The sequence below is a fragment of the Paracoccus albicereus genome (assembly GCF_024359525.1).
Lineage (GTDB): Bacteria > Pseudomonadota > Alphaproteobacteria > Rhodobacterales > Rhodobacteraceae > Paracoccus > Paracoccus albicereus.
In genome coordinates this window covers 345457-361283 of the sequence record NZ_JAKZEU010000002.1, presented here as the reverse complement: position 1 = coordinate 361283, position 15827 = coordinate 345457, and the positions used below count along the sequence as shown (strand labels likewise).

Here is a 15827-nt window from a genome sequence, read left to right as displayed (position 1 = left end):
TGCCGGAGCAGCCTCGACAGAGGAGGCGTCCGACGCCGACGCTTCAGGTTCCGCCGCGGACTGGCTGGCATCGCCGTCAGCGGGCACAGCCGTTTCATCGCTCTGCGCTGCACCGGTCGCGTCTTCGGCCCCGACGGCTGCCGGCGCGGCCTCCGCGCCTTCGGCGGGCGGCATCACAGCGGACGGTTGCTCCGGCGGGGCTGCGAGGCTTTCCGGAATCGGCGTCAGCTTGACCCCGGCCGCCTCGCCCAGACGGTTACCCTCGCGATCCGTTACCGTCGGCTCGACCAGCGGCTCGTTCTCAAGGATCGCCTCGGGGTCGGTGGGAACCGGGGCGCCACTGGCGTCCGAGGTTTCCGCCGGAATTTCTTCCGACGCGGGCGCAGGCGCGGGTGTCGCGTTCTCCGACCCATCGCTTTGCAGGTAGCTGAAGAATTCGCCCTCGGGCTTCAGAACGATGCTCGACGTGTCGCCGCGCAGGGCACGCTCATAGCTCGTCATCGACCGGGTGAAGGCAAAGAACTCCGGATCGCGGCCGAAGGCGCTGGCGTAGATGGCGTTACGCTCTGCATCCGCCTCACCTCGGATCACGTCCGCGCGCTTCGTCGCTTCGGATGTCAGCTCGACCACCGTCCGGTCGGCTGCCGCTCGAACGCGTTGCGCCGCTTCGCCACCACGGGCGATTTCGTCCGCAGCCTCACGCTGACGTTCGGCGCGCATCCGGGCGTAGGTCGCGTTCAGGTTCTGCTCGGGAAGGTCGGTCCGCGTCAGGCGCACGTCGATGATCTCGACGCCCAGACCCTGAGAATTGCGGCGCGCCTCGTCGCGGATCTGGTTCATCAGCGCGGTCCGGTCATCAGACAGAACCGTGGTCGAGGGAACCGAACCCAGCACTTCGCGGATGGCCGTCCGAACGACGGGATCAAGTCGGCCAAGCGCGGCCTCATACCCGCCAGTGCCGACTGCCTGCCGGAACCGGACCACATCGACGATCCGCCAGCGGGCGAAGGCATCGACGACCAGACGACGGTCGTCGAGCGGCGTGACCTCCAGCGGCGTGGTGGGCAGGCCCAGGATCCGGTCGTCGTATTTCACGACATCGTCGAGGAACGGGACCTTGAAGCCAAGTCCGGGTTCTTCCTTGACCGCGACGACGCGACCAAGGCGCAGGACCAGACCCTTCTCGCGCTCGTCCACGATATAGACCGACGACATGGCGACGACCGCAACGACGATCAGGGCGGGGATCAGCAGGGCCGATCGAAAACTGCTGCGTGCCATCAGTTCGTCCCTCCCTGCGAGGTTGCGTTGTTGGACGTTCCGGTCGGGACCGGACGCGTCGGCTGGCCAAGGCTGGTGTTGGTTGCACCGGACATATTGGACGCGCTACCGGCCTGCGATTGCGACCGGCTTGCGCCCTGCTGGCCCGTGTTGCCACGCAACTGATCGAGCGGCAGATAAGGCAAGACGCCCTGCCCGGTGTCACCCTGATCGATCAGCACCTTGTTCACGTCACCCAGAACCTTCTCCATCGTCTCAAGATACATCCGCCTGCGCGTGACTTCCGGTGCCTTGACGTATTCGTCGTAGACCGAGTTGAAGCGTGCGGCCTCACCCTGGGCGAGGTTCACGGACTGCGCGCGATAACCCTCGGCCTGTTCCAGCGTTGCGGCGGCTTCACCGCGCGCGGCAGCCAGAACGCGGTTGGCGTAGGCATCAGCCTCTTTCTCAAGCCGGTCACGCTCTTGCTGGGCAGCCTGAACCTCGCGGAAGGCGTCGATGACCTCCGACGGCGGGTCTGCACGGTCAAGGTTGACCCGGACGACGTTGATCCCGGACTCGTAGGCGTCCAGCGTCTGCTGCACCAGATCCTTCAGATCCTCGGCAATGGCACCCCGATCGCGGTTAAGGATTGGCGCCAATTCCGTGCGCGCGATGATGTCACGCATCGCGGATTCAGCCACCGCGCGGATCGTGTCGGGCGGATCGGCCAGGTTGAACAGGTATTTGGCCGGATCATTGATGTTCCAGACCACCTGATATTCCATGTCCACGATGTTCTGGTCGCGGGTCAGCATCAGGCCACTGTCCTGTTCCCCGCCACGTCCGGTGCCGATCTCGGTCACGCGTTCGCCAGTAACCTGCACGATCTCGGCGGTAACGAAGGGCCAGGGCGCGAAGTTCAGGCCCGGTTCGCCGATCCCGACGGCGTCACCGAACAGGAACTCGACGCTGCGCTCTTCAGGGCGCACCGTGTAGAAGCTGGCAAAGGCCCACAACGCAAGCAGCACGAGCCCGGCAATGCCAAGCGTGGAACGGTTCATGCTGAGGTTCGGACCGCTGCCGCCGGGCCCGCGCGGGCGGTTGCCACCGCCGCCGCCCATCAGGACGCGCAGGCGTTCCTGGCCCTTCTTCATCAGATCCTCGATCTCGGGCATCTGCTGATCGCCCTGCTGCGGGCGCCGCGGCCGCTTGGGCGGCTCGTTTCGCTGCCCTCCCCAGGGTTGCTGCGGCGGGCGGCCGTCGCCACCCTTGTCATCATCACCGCCACCGTTGCCGCTGTTACCGCCACCCCCCCAGGGGCCCTGATTAGCCATACATCCGCCCTTCGCTGCCTGTCCTGTTACCTGTCTGAAAACTGGGGCCGAGGCCCCGAATGTCAAGCCGTCGCCCGTTCGGACACGGCGTCGGGCCGGTGTCGCCGCGCGGGTTCGCGCATCGTCACCAGTTCTTCCGCAATGGTCGGGTGAACCGCCATCGTGGCGTCGAAATCGGCCTTGGTCGCGCCCATCGTGATCGGGATCGCGACGAGCTGGATCAGCTCGCCCGCATCGGGCGCGAACAGATGACAGCCCAGCACACGGTCGGTTTCCGGATCGACCAGCAGCTTGAACAGCGCCCGAACATTGGAACCGGCAAAGGCCGAACGCATCGGCCGGAAGGTCGCGGCGTAGACGTCGACGGGGCCGCGATCGTGCGCCTCTTCCTCGGTCAGGCCAATCGTGGCGACCTCGAACGGGCGCAGATAGACCGCGCTGGCCACCAGATCGTGATCGACCTTGCGCGGCCGCCCCCCGAACATCGTGTCGGCGAAGGCATGTGCTTCGCGTATCGCGACCGGCGTCAAGTTCACCCTGTCGGTCACGTCGCCCACCGCGAAGATCGAGGGGACGGCACTTTGCGACCATTCGTCGACCACAATCGCGCCCCTGCCGTCGCGATGAACGCCCGTCTTCTCCAAACCCAGATCGCCGGTATAGGGCGCGCGACCTGTCGCGTAGAGAACCGCGTCGTAGCGCCTTTCGTGACCGTCGTTGAACACGACGGCGATACCGTCATCCGCTTTTGCCAAGGACTTCGGCTCGGTTCCCAGCATCACGTTCACGCCAAGTGCGCGCAGCTGCTCGGTTGCCATCTCTCGCAACTCGCCATCGAAACCGCGCAGAAGCGGTTCGTCCCGGCGGTAGGCCAATGAGGTTTCGACCCCAAGCCCCGCAAGGATCGTCGCGAATTCGCAGGCAATGAAGCCTGCGCCGACCAGAAGGATCGATTTTGGCAGCTGCTCCATCAGGAACAGATCGTCCGAGATCATCGCAAGCTCGGCACCCTCCACATCCGGCACGAAAGGACGCCCGCCGACCGCGATCAGGATGGTCTTGGTGCTGAATTGCCGGCCGTCGGCCAGGGCAATGGTATGATGATCGACGATACGCGCGCGCTGATGATGGATGGTGACGCCGGCGTTTTCGGCATTGCGGGTATACGCAGCTTCAAGCCGGTCGAGCTCCGTCATCAGCGTACCGTGAAATCGCGGCCAGTCGAAGGGGCCAAGATCGGCAGACCAACCGTAGGCGCGAGCCTCGGCCGCGGCGAGGGGATGGGCGGAGGCGAAAACCATCAGCTTCTTGGGCACGCAGCCGCGGATAACGCAGGTCCCGCCCATGCGGCTTTCCTCTGCCAGCATCACCCGGGCGCCATGGGTCGCCGCGATCCGCGCGGCACGGACCCCGCCCGAGCCGCCGCCGATCACGAAAAGGTCGCAGTCGAACTCCGGCTCGGCCATCAGTTGGCCTCGCCCGTCGATCCGAACAGCGGCTCTATCTCGTCCTCGATATCGTCGTGGTGCAGTTCGACGACGGTGCCATCGTCGCGTCCGACGAACGCCTGATCGCAGAGTCCGATGAACAGACCGTTCTCGACCACCCCCGGCAGCGCGTTCAGCGTGCGGTTGACGAGGGCGGCATCCGGGATCGCCTCGAGCGAAAGATCCAGGATCAGGTTGCCCTCATCGGTGATGAAGGGCTGGTCATCGCGTTTGCGCAGAAGGATCGGGCGGCCATCCAGCCCGATCTCGTCCAGGGCCGCCTTGATGCGCGCGGTCGTGCCTTGAAGCCCGAATTCCAGCACCTCGACCGGAAGATGGAACAGGCCCAGCCGCTCGACGACCTTGCCACCATCGGCGATGACGACCATCCGGTCGCTGCTGGATGCCACGATCTTCTCGCGCAGATGCGCGCCGCCGCCACCCTTGATCAGGTTCAGGTCAGGATCGATTTCATCGGCGCCGTCGATGGTCATGTCCAGCCGCCCGATCTGGTCCAGTGTCTCGATCGAGAGACCAAGCGAGGTCGCCAGATCCGCCGTCGCCTGTGAGGTCGCGGCGCAGCGCAGGCGCAGGCCTTCAGCCTTCACACGCTCGGCCAGGACTTGGACCATGACCGACGCGGTCGACCCGGTGCCGAGCCCCAGCTTCATGCCGTCCTCGACCAGCGCGACAGCCGCACGGGCGGCGGCAAGCTTTGCCGGATCGGCATCGTTCAGATCGGCCATGGCTTTCTCCCTCGGAAATGTCGCGCGAACCCTAAACCAGCCATCGGCCGGGTGCGAGCGCAAACCCTCAGCGAAGGGCGCCTTCGGCCTTCAGCGCGTCGTACTTTTCCTGATTGAACCACCAGAAATCCAGCTCGCCTAATGCATAGGGTGGCAGCGTTTCGGGGTGCTCGTACATGTCGTAATAGGCGACAAGGCGATTGGCGTTGTACCATTGCGGCACCCAGAAGCGCAGGCTGCGCAGCGCCCGGTCCAGTGCGCGCGTCGCGAAGGTCAACTCGTCATTGGACTCTGCCGCTTCGACATTGCGGATCAGCGCGTCGATGGCCGGGTTGGCAAGGCCCATGACGTTGAAGACATCGCCCACATTGGCCGAGCCAAAGTACTGCTGCAGTCCCGCGCCGGGGATCGGGTCCTGACCCAGATGATCACTGATGATGTCGAAGTCGTGGCTGCGCGCGCGGTTTTCGTACTCGGCGTTGTCCACACGGGTGTTCCGGGCATCGATGCCAAGCGCGCGCAGGTTTTCGACGAAGGGGTTGATCACCCGGTCGAAAGTCTGGCTGTCGTTCAGGATTTCAAGCTTGAGGACGCGGCCCTCGCTGTTGCGGCGCATCCCGTCGTTGCCTGTGGTCCAGCCTGCTTCGTTCAGCAGTTCCGCTGCCCGACGCAGGTTCGGTCGGTCCAGCTGCCGTTCGCCGCTTTCGGGGGACGTCACCGCCTCGTCGGTCAGAATTCCATCGGGCAGATCCCCCGCCACCGGTTCCAGCAGCGCCAGTTCCTCGGGGCTGGGCGTGCCCGTCGCGGCCAGTTCGCTGTTGTCCCAGAAGCTGTCGACCCGGCTGTAAAGACCATAGAACAGCGCCTGATTGGACCATTCGAAATTGAACATCAGGCCGATCGCCTCGCGCACGCGGATGTCCTGAAAGTCCGGTCTGCGCAGGTTCAGAACCCAGGCCTGTCCGCTGGCGATGGTGCCATCAGGGAAGGTTTCCTTGACCGCCCAGCCCCGGTCGAGCGCGGGGAAATCGTAGCGCGTCGCCCAGATGATGCTGCTGACCTCATGCCGGAAGGTGTATTCGCCTGCCTTGAATGCCTCGAACGCAGCATCATAATCGGCGAAGTATTCGTAACGGATGCGGTCGAAATTGAACCGGCCGCGATTGATCGGCAGATCGGCACCCCAATAGTCCGGGTTGCGTTTGTAGCTGACCATCTTGTTCACGTCCGCACGGTCGAAGACATAGGGTCCCGAACCGATAAACGGCTCTTGCATCGGCTGTTCCAGATCGCGCTCGTTGTCCGAGAAATCGTCGCGGCTGAAAACCGGCAGACTGCCGACCGACTGGATCACGTCGCGGCGCGGATAATCGGGCGTGAAGTAGAACTTGATGCGGTGATCATCCAGAACCTCGGCCTTCATCACCTGCTGCGCGATGACCACGCGGAAGGATGACAGGCCCTTGTCGCGAAGCTGTTCATAGCTGAACAGAACATCATGCGCGGTCAGCGGCGTACCGTCCGAAAAAGCGGCCTCGGGCCTCAGGTTGAAGATCACCCAGTCCCGGCTTTCCGGGTATTCGAGCGTCGAGCACAGCAGGCAATAAGCTGCGCCGATCTCGTCCGCGGTGCCGGTCAGGGTGGATTCCAGCATGATCGAGGACAGTGCAGCGCCGCGGCCGCGGAACGTGAAGGGGTTGTAATTGTCAAAGCCGGTACTGTTCGGGATCGACTGCGCGATCTCGCCCCCTTTTGGCGCATCCGGATTGACGTAGGGAAGATGCTCGAAATCCGCCGGAAGAGCCAGATCCCCGAAGGTCGAGACGCCATGTGACCGGATCAGATTTTCCTCACCCGCGACGCTTTCGTCGACACCGCTGGATGCGTCAGCCGCAGCGTCGTTTGCGGCATCTGGCGACGGTTCGGCGGGCGGCGTCTCCTGCGCGGCAAGGGGCATCGTCAAGGCAGCGGTTGCAAGCAGCGGCGCGAGAAGTCGAGACAGGCGCAAGGTCGTTCCTCCGGCAAATATCGGGTCACGCTAGGATGTGGCGCGGCGAGGGATCAAGCAGCGATTTCGTGAACGCGAAACGGAAAAGGGCGCGGCCGATGGCCACGCCCTTCGTCATACTAAATTCCGGCTGGCGCTTACTGGGTCGCCAGATACGCGATCAGGTCGGCGCGATCCTGCGGGTCCTTCAGACCGGCGAACGACATCTTGGTGCCGCTCACAACGCCCTTCGGGTTCGCTAGGAATTCCTGCAGCGCCTCGGGCGTCCACTCGGGCGCGTCGGCGACGTGATCAACCATGGCGGTGGAATACGAGAAGCCGGCCACTGAAGCGACCGCGCGACCGACGACGCCGTTCAGGTGCGGACCGGTGCCGTCGGTGCCGTCAAGCTTGTGGCAGGCCTTGCACTTGCCAAAGTCCTTTTCGCCTGCGGCGACGTCGGCTTGTTCCATCAGCGCCGCGAAGTCGATCTCTTCCTCGGCTTCGGCTTCCCCACCGCCCGTGCTCTCGGGGACCGGGATGGTATAGGCCTGAGCGTGCTCCTCGCCCTCTTCGCCGTGGCCGCCCGGTGCACCGACGTGATAGACGCCGCTAGCAGCCCAATTGGCCAGCATCAGGAAAAGCAGTGCGCCGATCAGCGCTCCGGCGATCTTGGTGATGGTCATCGTGTCGAACATGGCGGCGGTCCCGTCGGATAGCGTGGCTGGATTTGTGCGTGGCTATCTATCCGCTTTCGCTTTCCGGGATCAAGGTATACTTAGCCGCCGATCCTGATTGACGACGTCGGCCGGTCCTGACCGCGCGCGTCCCGAACGGAGCCTGCCGATGGCCAACAATCGCATCGCTTTTCAAGGCGAACCCGGCGCCTACAGTCACCAGGCGTGCCGTCAGGCGCGCCCGGCCATGGACGCCCTGCCCTGCCGCACCTTCGAAGATGTGATCGAGGCCGTCCGTGCGGGAGACGCCGATCTGGCCATGCTTCCCGTCGAAAACTCGACCTACGGACGCGTGGCGGACATCCATCACCTGTTACCGGAATCCGGTTTGCGGATCGTGGACGAGGCCTTTGTGCGCGTTCACATCAGCCTTCTCGCGGTGCCCGGCACGTCGCTTGAGACCGTCCGCGAAGCGATGAGCCACACCGTCCTTCTGGGTCAGTGCCGCGGCTTCCTGCGTCAGCATGGTATCCACGGCATCACGGGCGCCGACACGGCCGGTTCGGCCAAGCAGGTCGCCGAGACGGGCAATCCCGCGCTTGCAGCGCTTGCCGCACCTTTGGCTGGGGAAATCTACGGGCTCGATCGTCTGGCCGACGAGATCGAGGACCGCGACAACAACACGACCCGCTTCCTTGTCATGTCGCGCGAGGCCGACCTGACCCGGCGTTCCGAACGGATGATGACCAGCTTCGTCTTCCGCGTCCGCAACATTCCCGCCGCGCTTTACAAGGCGATGGGCGGGTTCGCGACCAACGGCGTCAACATGACCAAGCTGGAAAGTTACATGGTCGATGGCGTCTTCACGGCGACCCAGTTCTATGCCGACATCGAGGGCCACCCCGAGGACGAGAATGTGCGCCTTGCGCTGGACGAACTCGGCTGGTTCACATCGAGCCTGGACATTCTGGGCGTCTATCCGGCCGATCCACTGCGGATCACGCAGGCGCAGGCCTAGTCACGCGACAGGCACAAGCAGGTTTTCAACGAATGAATCGATCCGCTTGCGATAGCGTTCATCCAGTTGCGTCTTGCCCAGTTTTGCCGTCTGCAGCATCAGACGCGCCCGGATGTTTCGCGGCCTTACGTCGGTCTCGAAAATCAGACGCGCACGCTCACGGCTGAGAGCGACCACGGTCATGTCGATGATCAGATCGAAAGGCTCTGACGAGCCGGCGATCGTCAGCTTTTCGGGCCGGTCGAAACGCGTGACGTCCATGCGCAGCCGACGCTCGCGTCCACGCCAGTCGAACGTGACGAACCAGGCCATGCCGGTGCCTGGATCCTGATCTGGCGCGATCGGCTCGACCGCAACGCCACGCGAAATCAGCATCTTCGCAATCCGGTCAAAATCGCTGATCGCGGCAAACAACTCGGGCGCGCTGCGGTCGGTATCGACGCGGGTGGAAAACTTCATGCTTCCTCTCTGCCGTCGGACAATTTCTCTCGGGCTGGCGTTCCGCCATCCGGACCGCTGTTTATGTCATGGCCCCTGCTTGGATCAACCGCAGACGAAGACAAATTGCTCTTTATTCAGCGATTTGCCTTGCCGGACGCATTTTCCCTTTCTACAACTGGTAGTTGAGAACGAGTGCGGGGCCGTCTGAGGAATGGCCTTATCAGGACGATCGTGTATGGCGGACGGCAATTGCGGGCTGGACTACCAGGATGAAGCGGAGGCTGCGAGCCGCTTCGCGCTTCGCATCCTCGCCACGACCGACCTGCACATGCACGTACTTCCCTTCGATTATCTGGCTGACCGGCCCAATCCGGGGATAGGGCTTGCGCGGACCGCCTCGCTGATCGCGTGCCGGGGCAGAAACCACCCGAACACGCTGCTGTTCGACAACGGGGATTTCCTGCAGGGCAGTCCATTGGGCGATTTCGTCGCCTATGTCGACGGCGTTGGGCCGCGCAAACCACATCCAGCCATCGCCGCAATGAACGCGATGGGCTATGACGCAGCGACCCTTGGCAATCACGATTTCAGCTATGGTGTCGGCTTTCTGATGCGTGCGATCGAAGGCGCGCGCTTCCCCTTCACGTTGGCCAATGTCTGCCTGTCACGCCATCGCGCGCCGCCGAGGTCGCTGATCCTGGATCGCGAGATAGAGGCGCTGGACGGCAGCCGCCAGACGCTCCGCATCGGGGTGATCGGCCTCGTCCCGCCGCAGACGGTGGAATGGGACCGCCAGTTGCATCGCGACATGGCCTGCGCCGACATTGTCGAGGCAGCCGCGGCAGAGGTTCCGCTGATCCGCGCTGCGGGCGCTGATCTGGTCGTGGCGCTGGCTCATACCGGCATCGGCGAGGCGGAGGCCACGCCCGGAATGGAAAACGCGGCGACCGCGCTGGCCGCGTTGCCGGGAATCGACGCCGTTATCACGGGCCACACCCATCAGGTGTTTCCAGACCCGCTTTTCCCAGCGACGCCGGGTGTCGATCCCACCCGTGGGGCGCTGGCTGGCAAGCCTGCGGTGATGGCGGGCTTTGGCGGCTCGCATCTGGGCGTCATTGACCTCGATCTGCGGCGTGATGCATTCGGGCGCTGGACGATCGAGGGTTTCTCATCGCGGGCCGAGCCGGTTGGCCCCGATATTCCCGCCGCAGCGGTGATCAGCGATGCGGCCAAGCGTCACCACGCGGCGACACGTCGTCACCTGCGGCGACGCATCGCACGGTCGCGGTCCGCAATGACCAGCTTCTTCTCGCTGATCGGCGACGATCCCGGACTGCATCTGGTCGCCAAGGCGCAGCGTTGGCACGTCCGTCGCGCCCTGCGAGACACCGAATGGGCGAAGCTGCCGATCCTGTCCGCCTCTGCGCCGTTCCGAGCCGGGGGACGCGGCGGTCCCGATCACTACACCTGCGTCGCGGCAGGCAGGCTGACCGAACGCAACCTTGCCGATCTCTACCTGTTTCCGAACCGCATCTGCGCGGTCGAGATGCGCGGCGCAGATCTGATTGCGTGGCTGGAACGATCGGCGAGCATCTTTCGACGCATCACTCCGGGCCAGACGGATGCCCCGCTGATCGACGACGCCTTCCCAAGCTACAATTTCGACGTGATCGACGGCCTGACATGGGAGATCGACCTGTCTCAGCCCCCGCCATGCCGCTTCTGGCGCGTTGATCGACGCGGACAGCCATCGCATCGCCAATGTGCGCCACCGCGGCGACCCAATCGCGGATGACAGCCGCTTCCTGCTTGCCACGAACAGCTTTCGCCTCGCCGCCTGCGGACTTTTCGCGCCGCTGGTCGCGCGTGGCCGGATCGCCCTGCGCGATGAGAGGCCGACCCGCGCCGTCCTGCGTCGTTATCTTCGACAACGTCGGATCGTTGACCTGCCGATCTGCAGGCCTTGGCAGTTCCGCAATCTCGGCGCGACGGCCATGTTCGAAACGCACCCTGATGCCAGGGATCACATGACCCGTCTGGGACATGAAGAACGGGCGCGGATGGACTATGCCGGAATAAGTGATGAAGGCTTCGCGCGGTTTCGTCTGGCTCTCTGACTGCGGCGGGGTTGCATCCCAATTCTCAGGCGCTTATCTGGGCGGTGAGAGGTTGGCGCGGGCAGGCGCCTCGCCAACCCGGTCAGGTCCGGAAGGAAGCAGCCGTAACGAGCCCCGCTTGGGTCGTTGTCCAGCCTCTCACCCACATCATCCCTCATCGATAGCGTCGGAAGGCGCTATTGCGCCGTCGCGTTAAAGTGACCGCCCGCAACGGGGGGTTTGCGCTTTGCTTGTCCGAGTGCCGCCGCTACCATCCTGCGCAACCGGGTTTCTGAAAATCGGATGAAAAGCAGGCGGGATGCACGGACGGATCGCACGGGCGGCAGCCCTTTTGACGACGCTCATCGCGGGCGAGGTCGCGGCGCAGGGCGGGCCCGGAGGCTTTGCGCCGGCGGGACCGACGGAGGTCGGTACCATCACGGTCGAATCCGCCGATGTCCCTTATGTCGTCACCCTGCCCGGCCGTGCGGTTGCCTATCAAAGCGCGTCGATCAGGCCGCGTGTCAGCGGCGTCATCGAAAGCATCGATTATGAGCCCGGCCGCGCGGTCGAGGCTGGCGACGTGTTGTTCACGATCGAGGACGACACGTTCGAAGCCTCGCTTGATTCCGCATCGGCAGGCGTGGCCGAGGCCGAAGCGGCCGTGAGCGCCGCAGAGGCCGCGCTGGAACGCGCCAACCAGCTGGAAGGTGTCGGCACCACGCGGGCCAGCATCGAGACGGCGCAGGTCACGCTGGCCAATGCGCAGGCCACGCTAAGCTCGGCGCGCGCAAATCTTCAGGTCACGCAGCTGGATCTTGAACAGACCCGCGTTCGAAGCCCGATCGACGGCATCCCCGACCTTCCCCTTGTGACGATCGGTGACATCGTGACCGCGAACCAGTCCGACCTGCTGACCACCGTCGTGCGCCTGGACCCGATCTATGTCGACGTGCAGGAAAGCTCTGCCTCGATCCTGCGCAATCGCGCACGGATTCAGGATGGTGCGCTGTCCCGCAGCGAACAGTTGGCGGCCGAGCTGACGCTGGAAGATGGCAGCGTCCATTCCGGCACCGGAACGCTGGTGACGCCGGGATTATCGGTCTCGACCACAACAGGGACGACGCAGATCCGCTTTCGTTTCGACAATTCCGACCGCCGCATCCTTCCGGGACAGTTCCTGCGCGTCGCGCTGACGCTTGGCACAACGCGCGCACTGCTCGTCCCGCAGCGCGCCACAAGCCGGTCCGCCGATGGCACGCTGACCGCTTTCGTTGCGCGTGACGGGCGGGCCGTCGACACGACCCTGACGGAAGCCGGCACGTTCCAGAATGCGTGGATGGTGACGGCGGGCATCGAAGAAGGTGCCAAGGTAATCGTCGACGGGCTTGAGAATCTCCGCGACGGGGCCGAAATCACCACCGTCCCGGTTACGATCAGCGAGGAAGGCGTGATCGAGGACGCGGCAGAGGATGCAGCCGAAGGCCAAGCCCCCACCCAGACATCGTCAGCGACCGACGCCGACGCATCGCAGGCGCCCGGCGCTGCCGCGGCCGCGCAACCCGCCGTGACCGAAGCCGCTGTCGAGGAACGCACCACGGCGTCACCCCGGCCAAGCGGCGGCTGATCGGATGGGCGGCTTCTTCGTCGATCGTCCGGTCTTTGCCTGGGTCCTGTCGATCCTGACCATGCTCGCGGGCATCGCCTCACTGACGCAGTTGGCCGTCAACCAGTATCCCGACATCGCCCCACCCACGATCCGGATCAGCGCCAGCTCTCCGGGTGCCACGGCGGAGGCGGTGGAAAGCTCGGTCACGCAGGTGATCGAGGACGGGCTGACCGGGATCGACGGTGTCGTCTACATGGAATCCAGCTCGCGCCAGGGCGGCGCCAGCATCACGCTGACCTTTACCGCCGATACCGACCCGGTGGCCGCACAGGACACGGTGCAAAGCCAGGTCGCCCAGGTCGAACGCAACCTGCCCGACGCCGTTCGTCAGCAAGGCGTCAGCGTCACCCGGTCAAGCTCCTCGATCCTGATGGTGGGCGCGCTGATCTCGACCGACGGGCGCTATACGACGGCGCAGCTTGGCGACATTTTGACACAGACGGTTCAGGGGCCGGTCCAAAGAACCGCTGGCGTCGGCGGTTTGAACATCTTCGGCTCAAGCTACGCGATGAGGATCTGGCTGGATCCGTTGTCGCTGGTGCGCTTCCAGCTGACACCCTCGGATGTGCTGGACGCGGTCCGGGCGCAAAACACCACCGTTTCGGTCGGCTCGCTGGGCGAGCAGCCGACCGTGACGGGACAGCAATTCACCGCGACGGTGACCGCGCAGAGCCAGCTGACCAGCACCGAGGATTTTCGACAGATCCTGCTGAAATCGGACGTCGATGGCGGTGTGGTCCGACTGGGCGACATCGCGCGGATCGAGATCGGGCAAGAGGATTATCGCGGCGGCTCGCGCCTTTACGGCCTTCCCGCCTCGGGATTCGGGGTGAACCTGGCAGACGGCGCCAATGCGGTGGCCACGTCCGAGGCGGTGCGGGCCACGCTGGAAAACCTGTCCGGCGCGTTGCCTGAAGGCGTCGAGTATCGCATCGCCTTCGACACCACGCCCTTCGTCGAGCTTTCGATCGAGAGGGTCTATCACACCTTGGCCGAGGCTGCGGTGCTTGTCATCGTCGTGCTGCTGGTCTTCCTGCAAAGCTTCCGCGCGACCCTGATCCCGATCATCGCGGTGCCCGTCGTCCTGCTTGGCACGACCGCAGTGCTTTACGCCGCCGGCTTTTCGATCAACACGCTGACTCTGTTCGCTCTGGTCCTGTCCGTCGGGCTTCTGGTCGACGACGCGATCGTGGTGGTCGAGAACGTCGAACGACTGATGGAGGAAGAGGGCCTCGACCCGCGCGAGGCGACACGACAATCGATGCGCGAGATAACGGGCGCCCTCATCGGCATCGTGGTGGTTCTATCAGCGGTGTTTCTGCCGATGGCGTTCTTTCCCGGCGCGGCCGGCGTCATCTATCGCCAGTTCTCGCTGACGATCATCAGCGCGATGGTGTTGTCGCTTGGAGTCGCAATCACGCTCACGCCGGCATTGTGCGCGCAGTTGCTGCGCCGCTCGGACCGGCAGCCGATCGCGCCGGCGCGGGCATTCAACAGCGGCCTGTCGGGGCTCCGCCGCTTTTACACCGCCAGCGTCGGGAAGCTGATCCGCGCCCCGCTGATGATCCTGCTTTTGCTGGGCGCGATGACATTCGCCGCGTGGGAGGTCTATCAGCGGCTGGAATCATCGTTCCTGCCGACCGAGGATCAGGGCACGCTGATGGCGCGGATTTCGCTCACCGATGGTTCCACCAGCCAGCAGACGCTGGCCGCCGTTGAAAAGGTCGAAGCCTGGCTGGAGGAAAACGAGGCCGACACAGTCGAATCCGCCTTCGTCGCGCTCGGCTGGGGGTTCGGCGGCGGCGGGCAGAACGCCGCGATGATCTTCATCAAGCTGAAACCCTTCGAAGAACGCACGGCGGCGGAACGGTCGGCCGAAGCCATTGCCGGTCGCGCAAACGACGCATTCCGCAATGACCGCGCCGGTCGGATCATGTTCATGCAGCCACCGACCGTTCGCCGTCTTGGCAACAGCGGCGGCTTTTCCGGCTATCTCGTCGATTACGCCGGATCGGGCGTGGACGGGCTGATCGACGCGGCCGACCGGCTCGATCAATTGGCGGAGGCGGACGGCCGGGTCGAGGGTGTCGATACCGGCAACAGCGAAGCCGAGCCCTCGCTTCGGATCGACATTGACCAGCAAAAGGCCGAATCTCTGGGCATCTCGCTGTCATCGGTCAACTCGATGCTGTCCACGGTCTTTTCGGGCACGCAGGTCAACGATTTCATCCTCGCCGGCAGTCTCCGGCCCGTGATCGTGCAGGCCGAGGCAGACTGGCGGATGCAACCCGAAGATATCAGCCAGTGGTATGCGCGCAACGCGTCGGGAGAGATGGTGCCCTTCACTGCCTTCGTGACCACGTCCTGGCAGCCGACCGCACCGCGATTGTCGCGCTATCAGGGCAGCCCCGCGCTATCGCTGTCGGGGTCGCCCGCGCCGGGCATCAGCTCCGGTCAGGCAATGGACGCGATGGAAGAGATGGTCGCGGAAATCCCGGGCGGTTTCGGCGTCGCCTGGACAGAGATTTCCTATCAGGAGCGTCAATCGGGGGCGCAGGCGCCGATCCTTTACGCGCTGTCTATGCTGATCGTGTTCCTGGCGCTGGCCGCCCTGTACGAAAGCTGGTCGGTGCCGTTCTCTGTCATGCTGTCGGTCCCGGTCGGCGTGCTGGGGGCGGTGGTGGCCGCTTGGCTGACGGGGCAGCAGGACGACGTCTATTTCAAGGTGGGCATCCTGACCACGATCGGGCTTGCCGCGCGAAACGCGATCCTCATCGTCGAGTTCGCCGAGACCTTGCTGGAAAGCGGGCTCACGCTGCGCGAGGCGACGTTGAAAGCCGTCGGCCAGCGACTGCGTCCGATCCTGATGACCACCTTCACCTTCATGCTGGGCGTGCTTCCGATGGCGATTGCGACCGGCGCCGGTGCGGCGGCGCAGAACGCCATCGGCATCGCGGTTCTGGGCGGGATGGCGGCCTCGACCGTGATCGCGATCTTCCTGTCGCCGGTCCTTTATGTAGCGGTCAAGCGGATGACCGGCTTGCGGCTGGATCAGCGTCTTCAGCCCAAGGTTAGCGCGGCCGGGGCGCCGCCGGCGCCGGCCGAATAA

General features: G+C 64.6%; 11 protein-coding genes, 1 other RNA gene and 1 pseudogene. 6 read left to right on the top strand and 7 right to left on the bottom strand.

All coding sequences use genetic code 11. From position 1 onward, the window contains the following. Positions 1–267: 267 nt before the first annotated feature. The 6 genes and pseudogenes from hflC to MLD63_RS05320 all read right to left on the bottom strand — a co-directional run. Positions 268–1281 (bottom strand): annotated as a pseudogene (gene hflC / locus MLD63_RS05345) (protease modulator HflC); the annotation flags it as partial. Then, positions 1281–2597, bottom strand: a complete 1317-nt coding sequence (gene hflK / locus MLD63_RS05340) for an FtsH protease activity modulator HflK (RefSeq protein WP_255328860.1) — start codon at positions 2595–2597, stop codon at positions 1281–1283. The pseudogene hflC and the gene hflK, both read right to left, overlap by 1 nt. Positions 2598–2659: 62 nt before the next feature. Next, positions 2660–4063: a glutathione-disulfide reductase gene (gene gorA / locus MLD63_RS05335; protein ID WP_255328859.1), complete on the bottom strand. Its 1404-nt coding sequence runs from the start codon at positions 4061–4063 to the stop codon at positions 2660–2662. Next, positions 4063–4830 (bottom strand): ribose-5-phosphate isomerase RpiA, encoded by a 768-nt coding sequence (rpiA, locus tag MLD63_RS05330; RefSeq protein ID WP_255328858.1) that lies wholly within the window; start codon positions 4828–4830, stop codon positions 4063–4065. Before rpiA ends, gorA begins: the two co-directional genes overlap by 1 nt. A gap of 67 nt (positions 4831–4897) precedes the next feature. Continuing rightward, positions 4898–6787, bottom strand: coding sequence for an extracellular solute-binding protein (locus tag MLD63_RS05325; RefSeq protein ID WP_369696996.1), 1890 nt, complete (start codon positions 6785–6787; stop codon positions 4898–4900). A 188-nt stretch (positions 6788–6975) separates the two neighbouring features. Next, on the bottom strand, positions 6976–7515 hold the full coding sequence (locus tag MLD63_RS05320; protein ID WP_255328856.1) for a c-type cytochrome: 540 nt from the start codon (positions 7513–7515) through the stop codon (positions 6976–6978). A gap of 148 nt (positions 7516–7663) precedes the next feature. On the opposite strand from MLD63_RS05320, the gene MLD63_RS05315 reads away from it, so the two are divergent. After that, complete coding sequence (locus MLD63_RS05315; RefSeq protein ID WP_255328855.1) at positions 7664–8512, top strand: prephenate dehydratase; 849 nt, start codon at positions 7664–7666, stop codon at positions 8510–8512. Here MLD63_RS05315 and MLD63_RS05310 read toward each other — a convergent pair whose 3' ends face one another. Continuing rightward, positions 8513–8971, bottom strand: a complete 459-nt coding sequence (locus MLD63_RS05310) for a hypothetical protein (RefSeq protein ID WP_255328854.1) — start codon at positions 8969–8971, stop codon at positions 8513–8515. 217 nt (positions 8972–9188) lie between these two features. Here MLD63_RS05310 and MLD63_RS05305 point away from each other — a divergent pair, with 217 nt between their 5' ends. The 5 genes from MLD63_RS05305 (at position 9189) to MLD63_RS05285 (ending at position 15827) form a co-directional block, all read left to right on the top strand. Then, positions 9189–10748, top strand: coding sequence for a bifunctional 2',3'-cyclic-nucleotide 2'-phosphodiesterase/3'-nucleotidase (locus MLD63_RS05305; protein WP_255328853.1), 1560 nt, complete (start codon positions 9189–9191; stop codon positions 10746–10748). Further along, positions 10684–11070, top strand: coding sequence for a hypothetical protein (locus MLD63_RS05300; protein ID WP_255328852.1), 387 nt, complete (start codon positions 10684–10686; stop codon positions 11068–11070). The genes MLD63_RS05305 and MLD63_RS05300 overlap by 65 nt, the downstream gene beginning before the upstream one ends. 46 nt (positions 11071–11116) lie before the next feature. Then, positions 11117–11213, top strand: an RNA gene (ffs, locus tag MLD63_RS05295) — signal recognition particle sRNA small type. A gap of 155 nt (positions 11214–11368) precedes the next feature. After that, positions 11369–12676 (top strand): efflux RND transporter periplasmic adaptor subunit, encoded by a 1308-nt coding sequence (locus tag MLD63_RS05290; RefSeq protein WP_255328851.1) that lies wholly within the window; start codon positions 11369–11371, stop codon positions 12674–12676. Positions 12677–12680: 4 nt separating this feature from the next. Further along, entirely contained in the window at positions 12681–15827 is a 3147-nt protein-coding gene (locus tag MLD63_RS05285) for an efflux RND transporter permease subunit (protein ID WP_255328850.1), read from the top strand.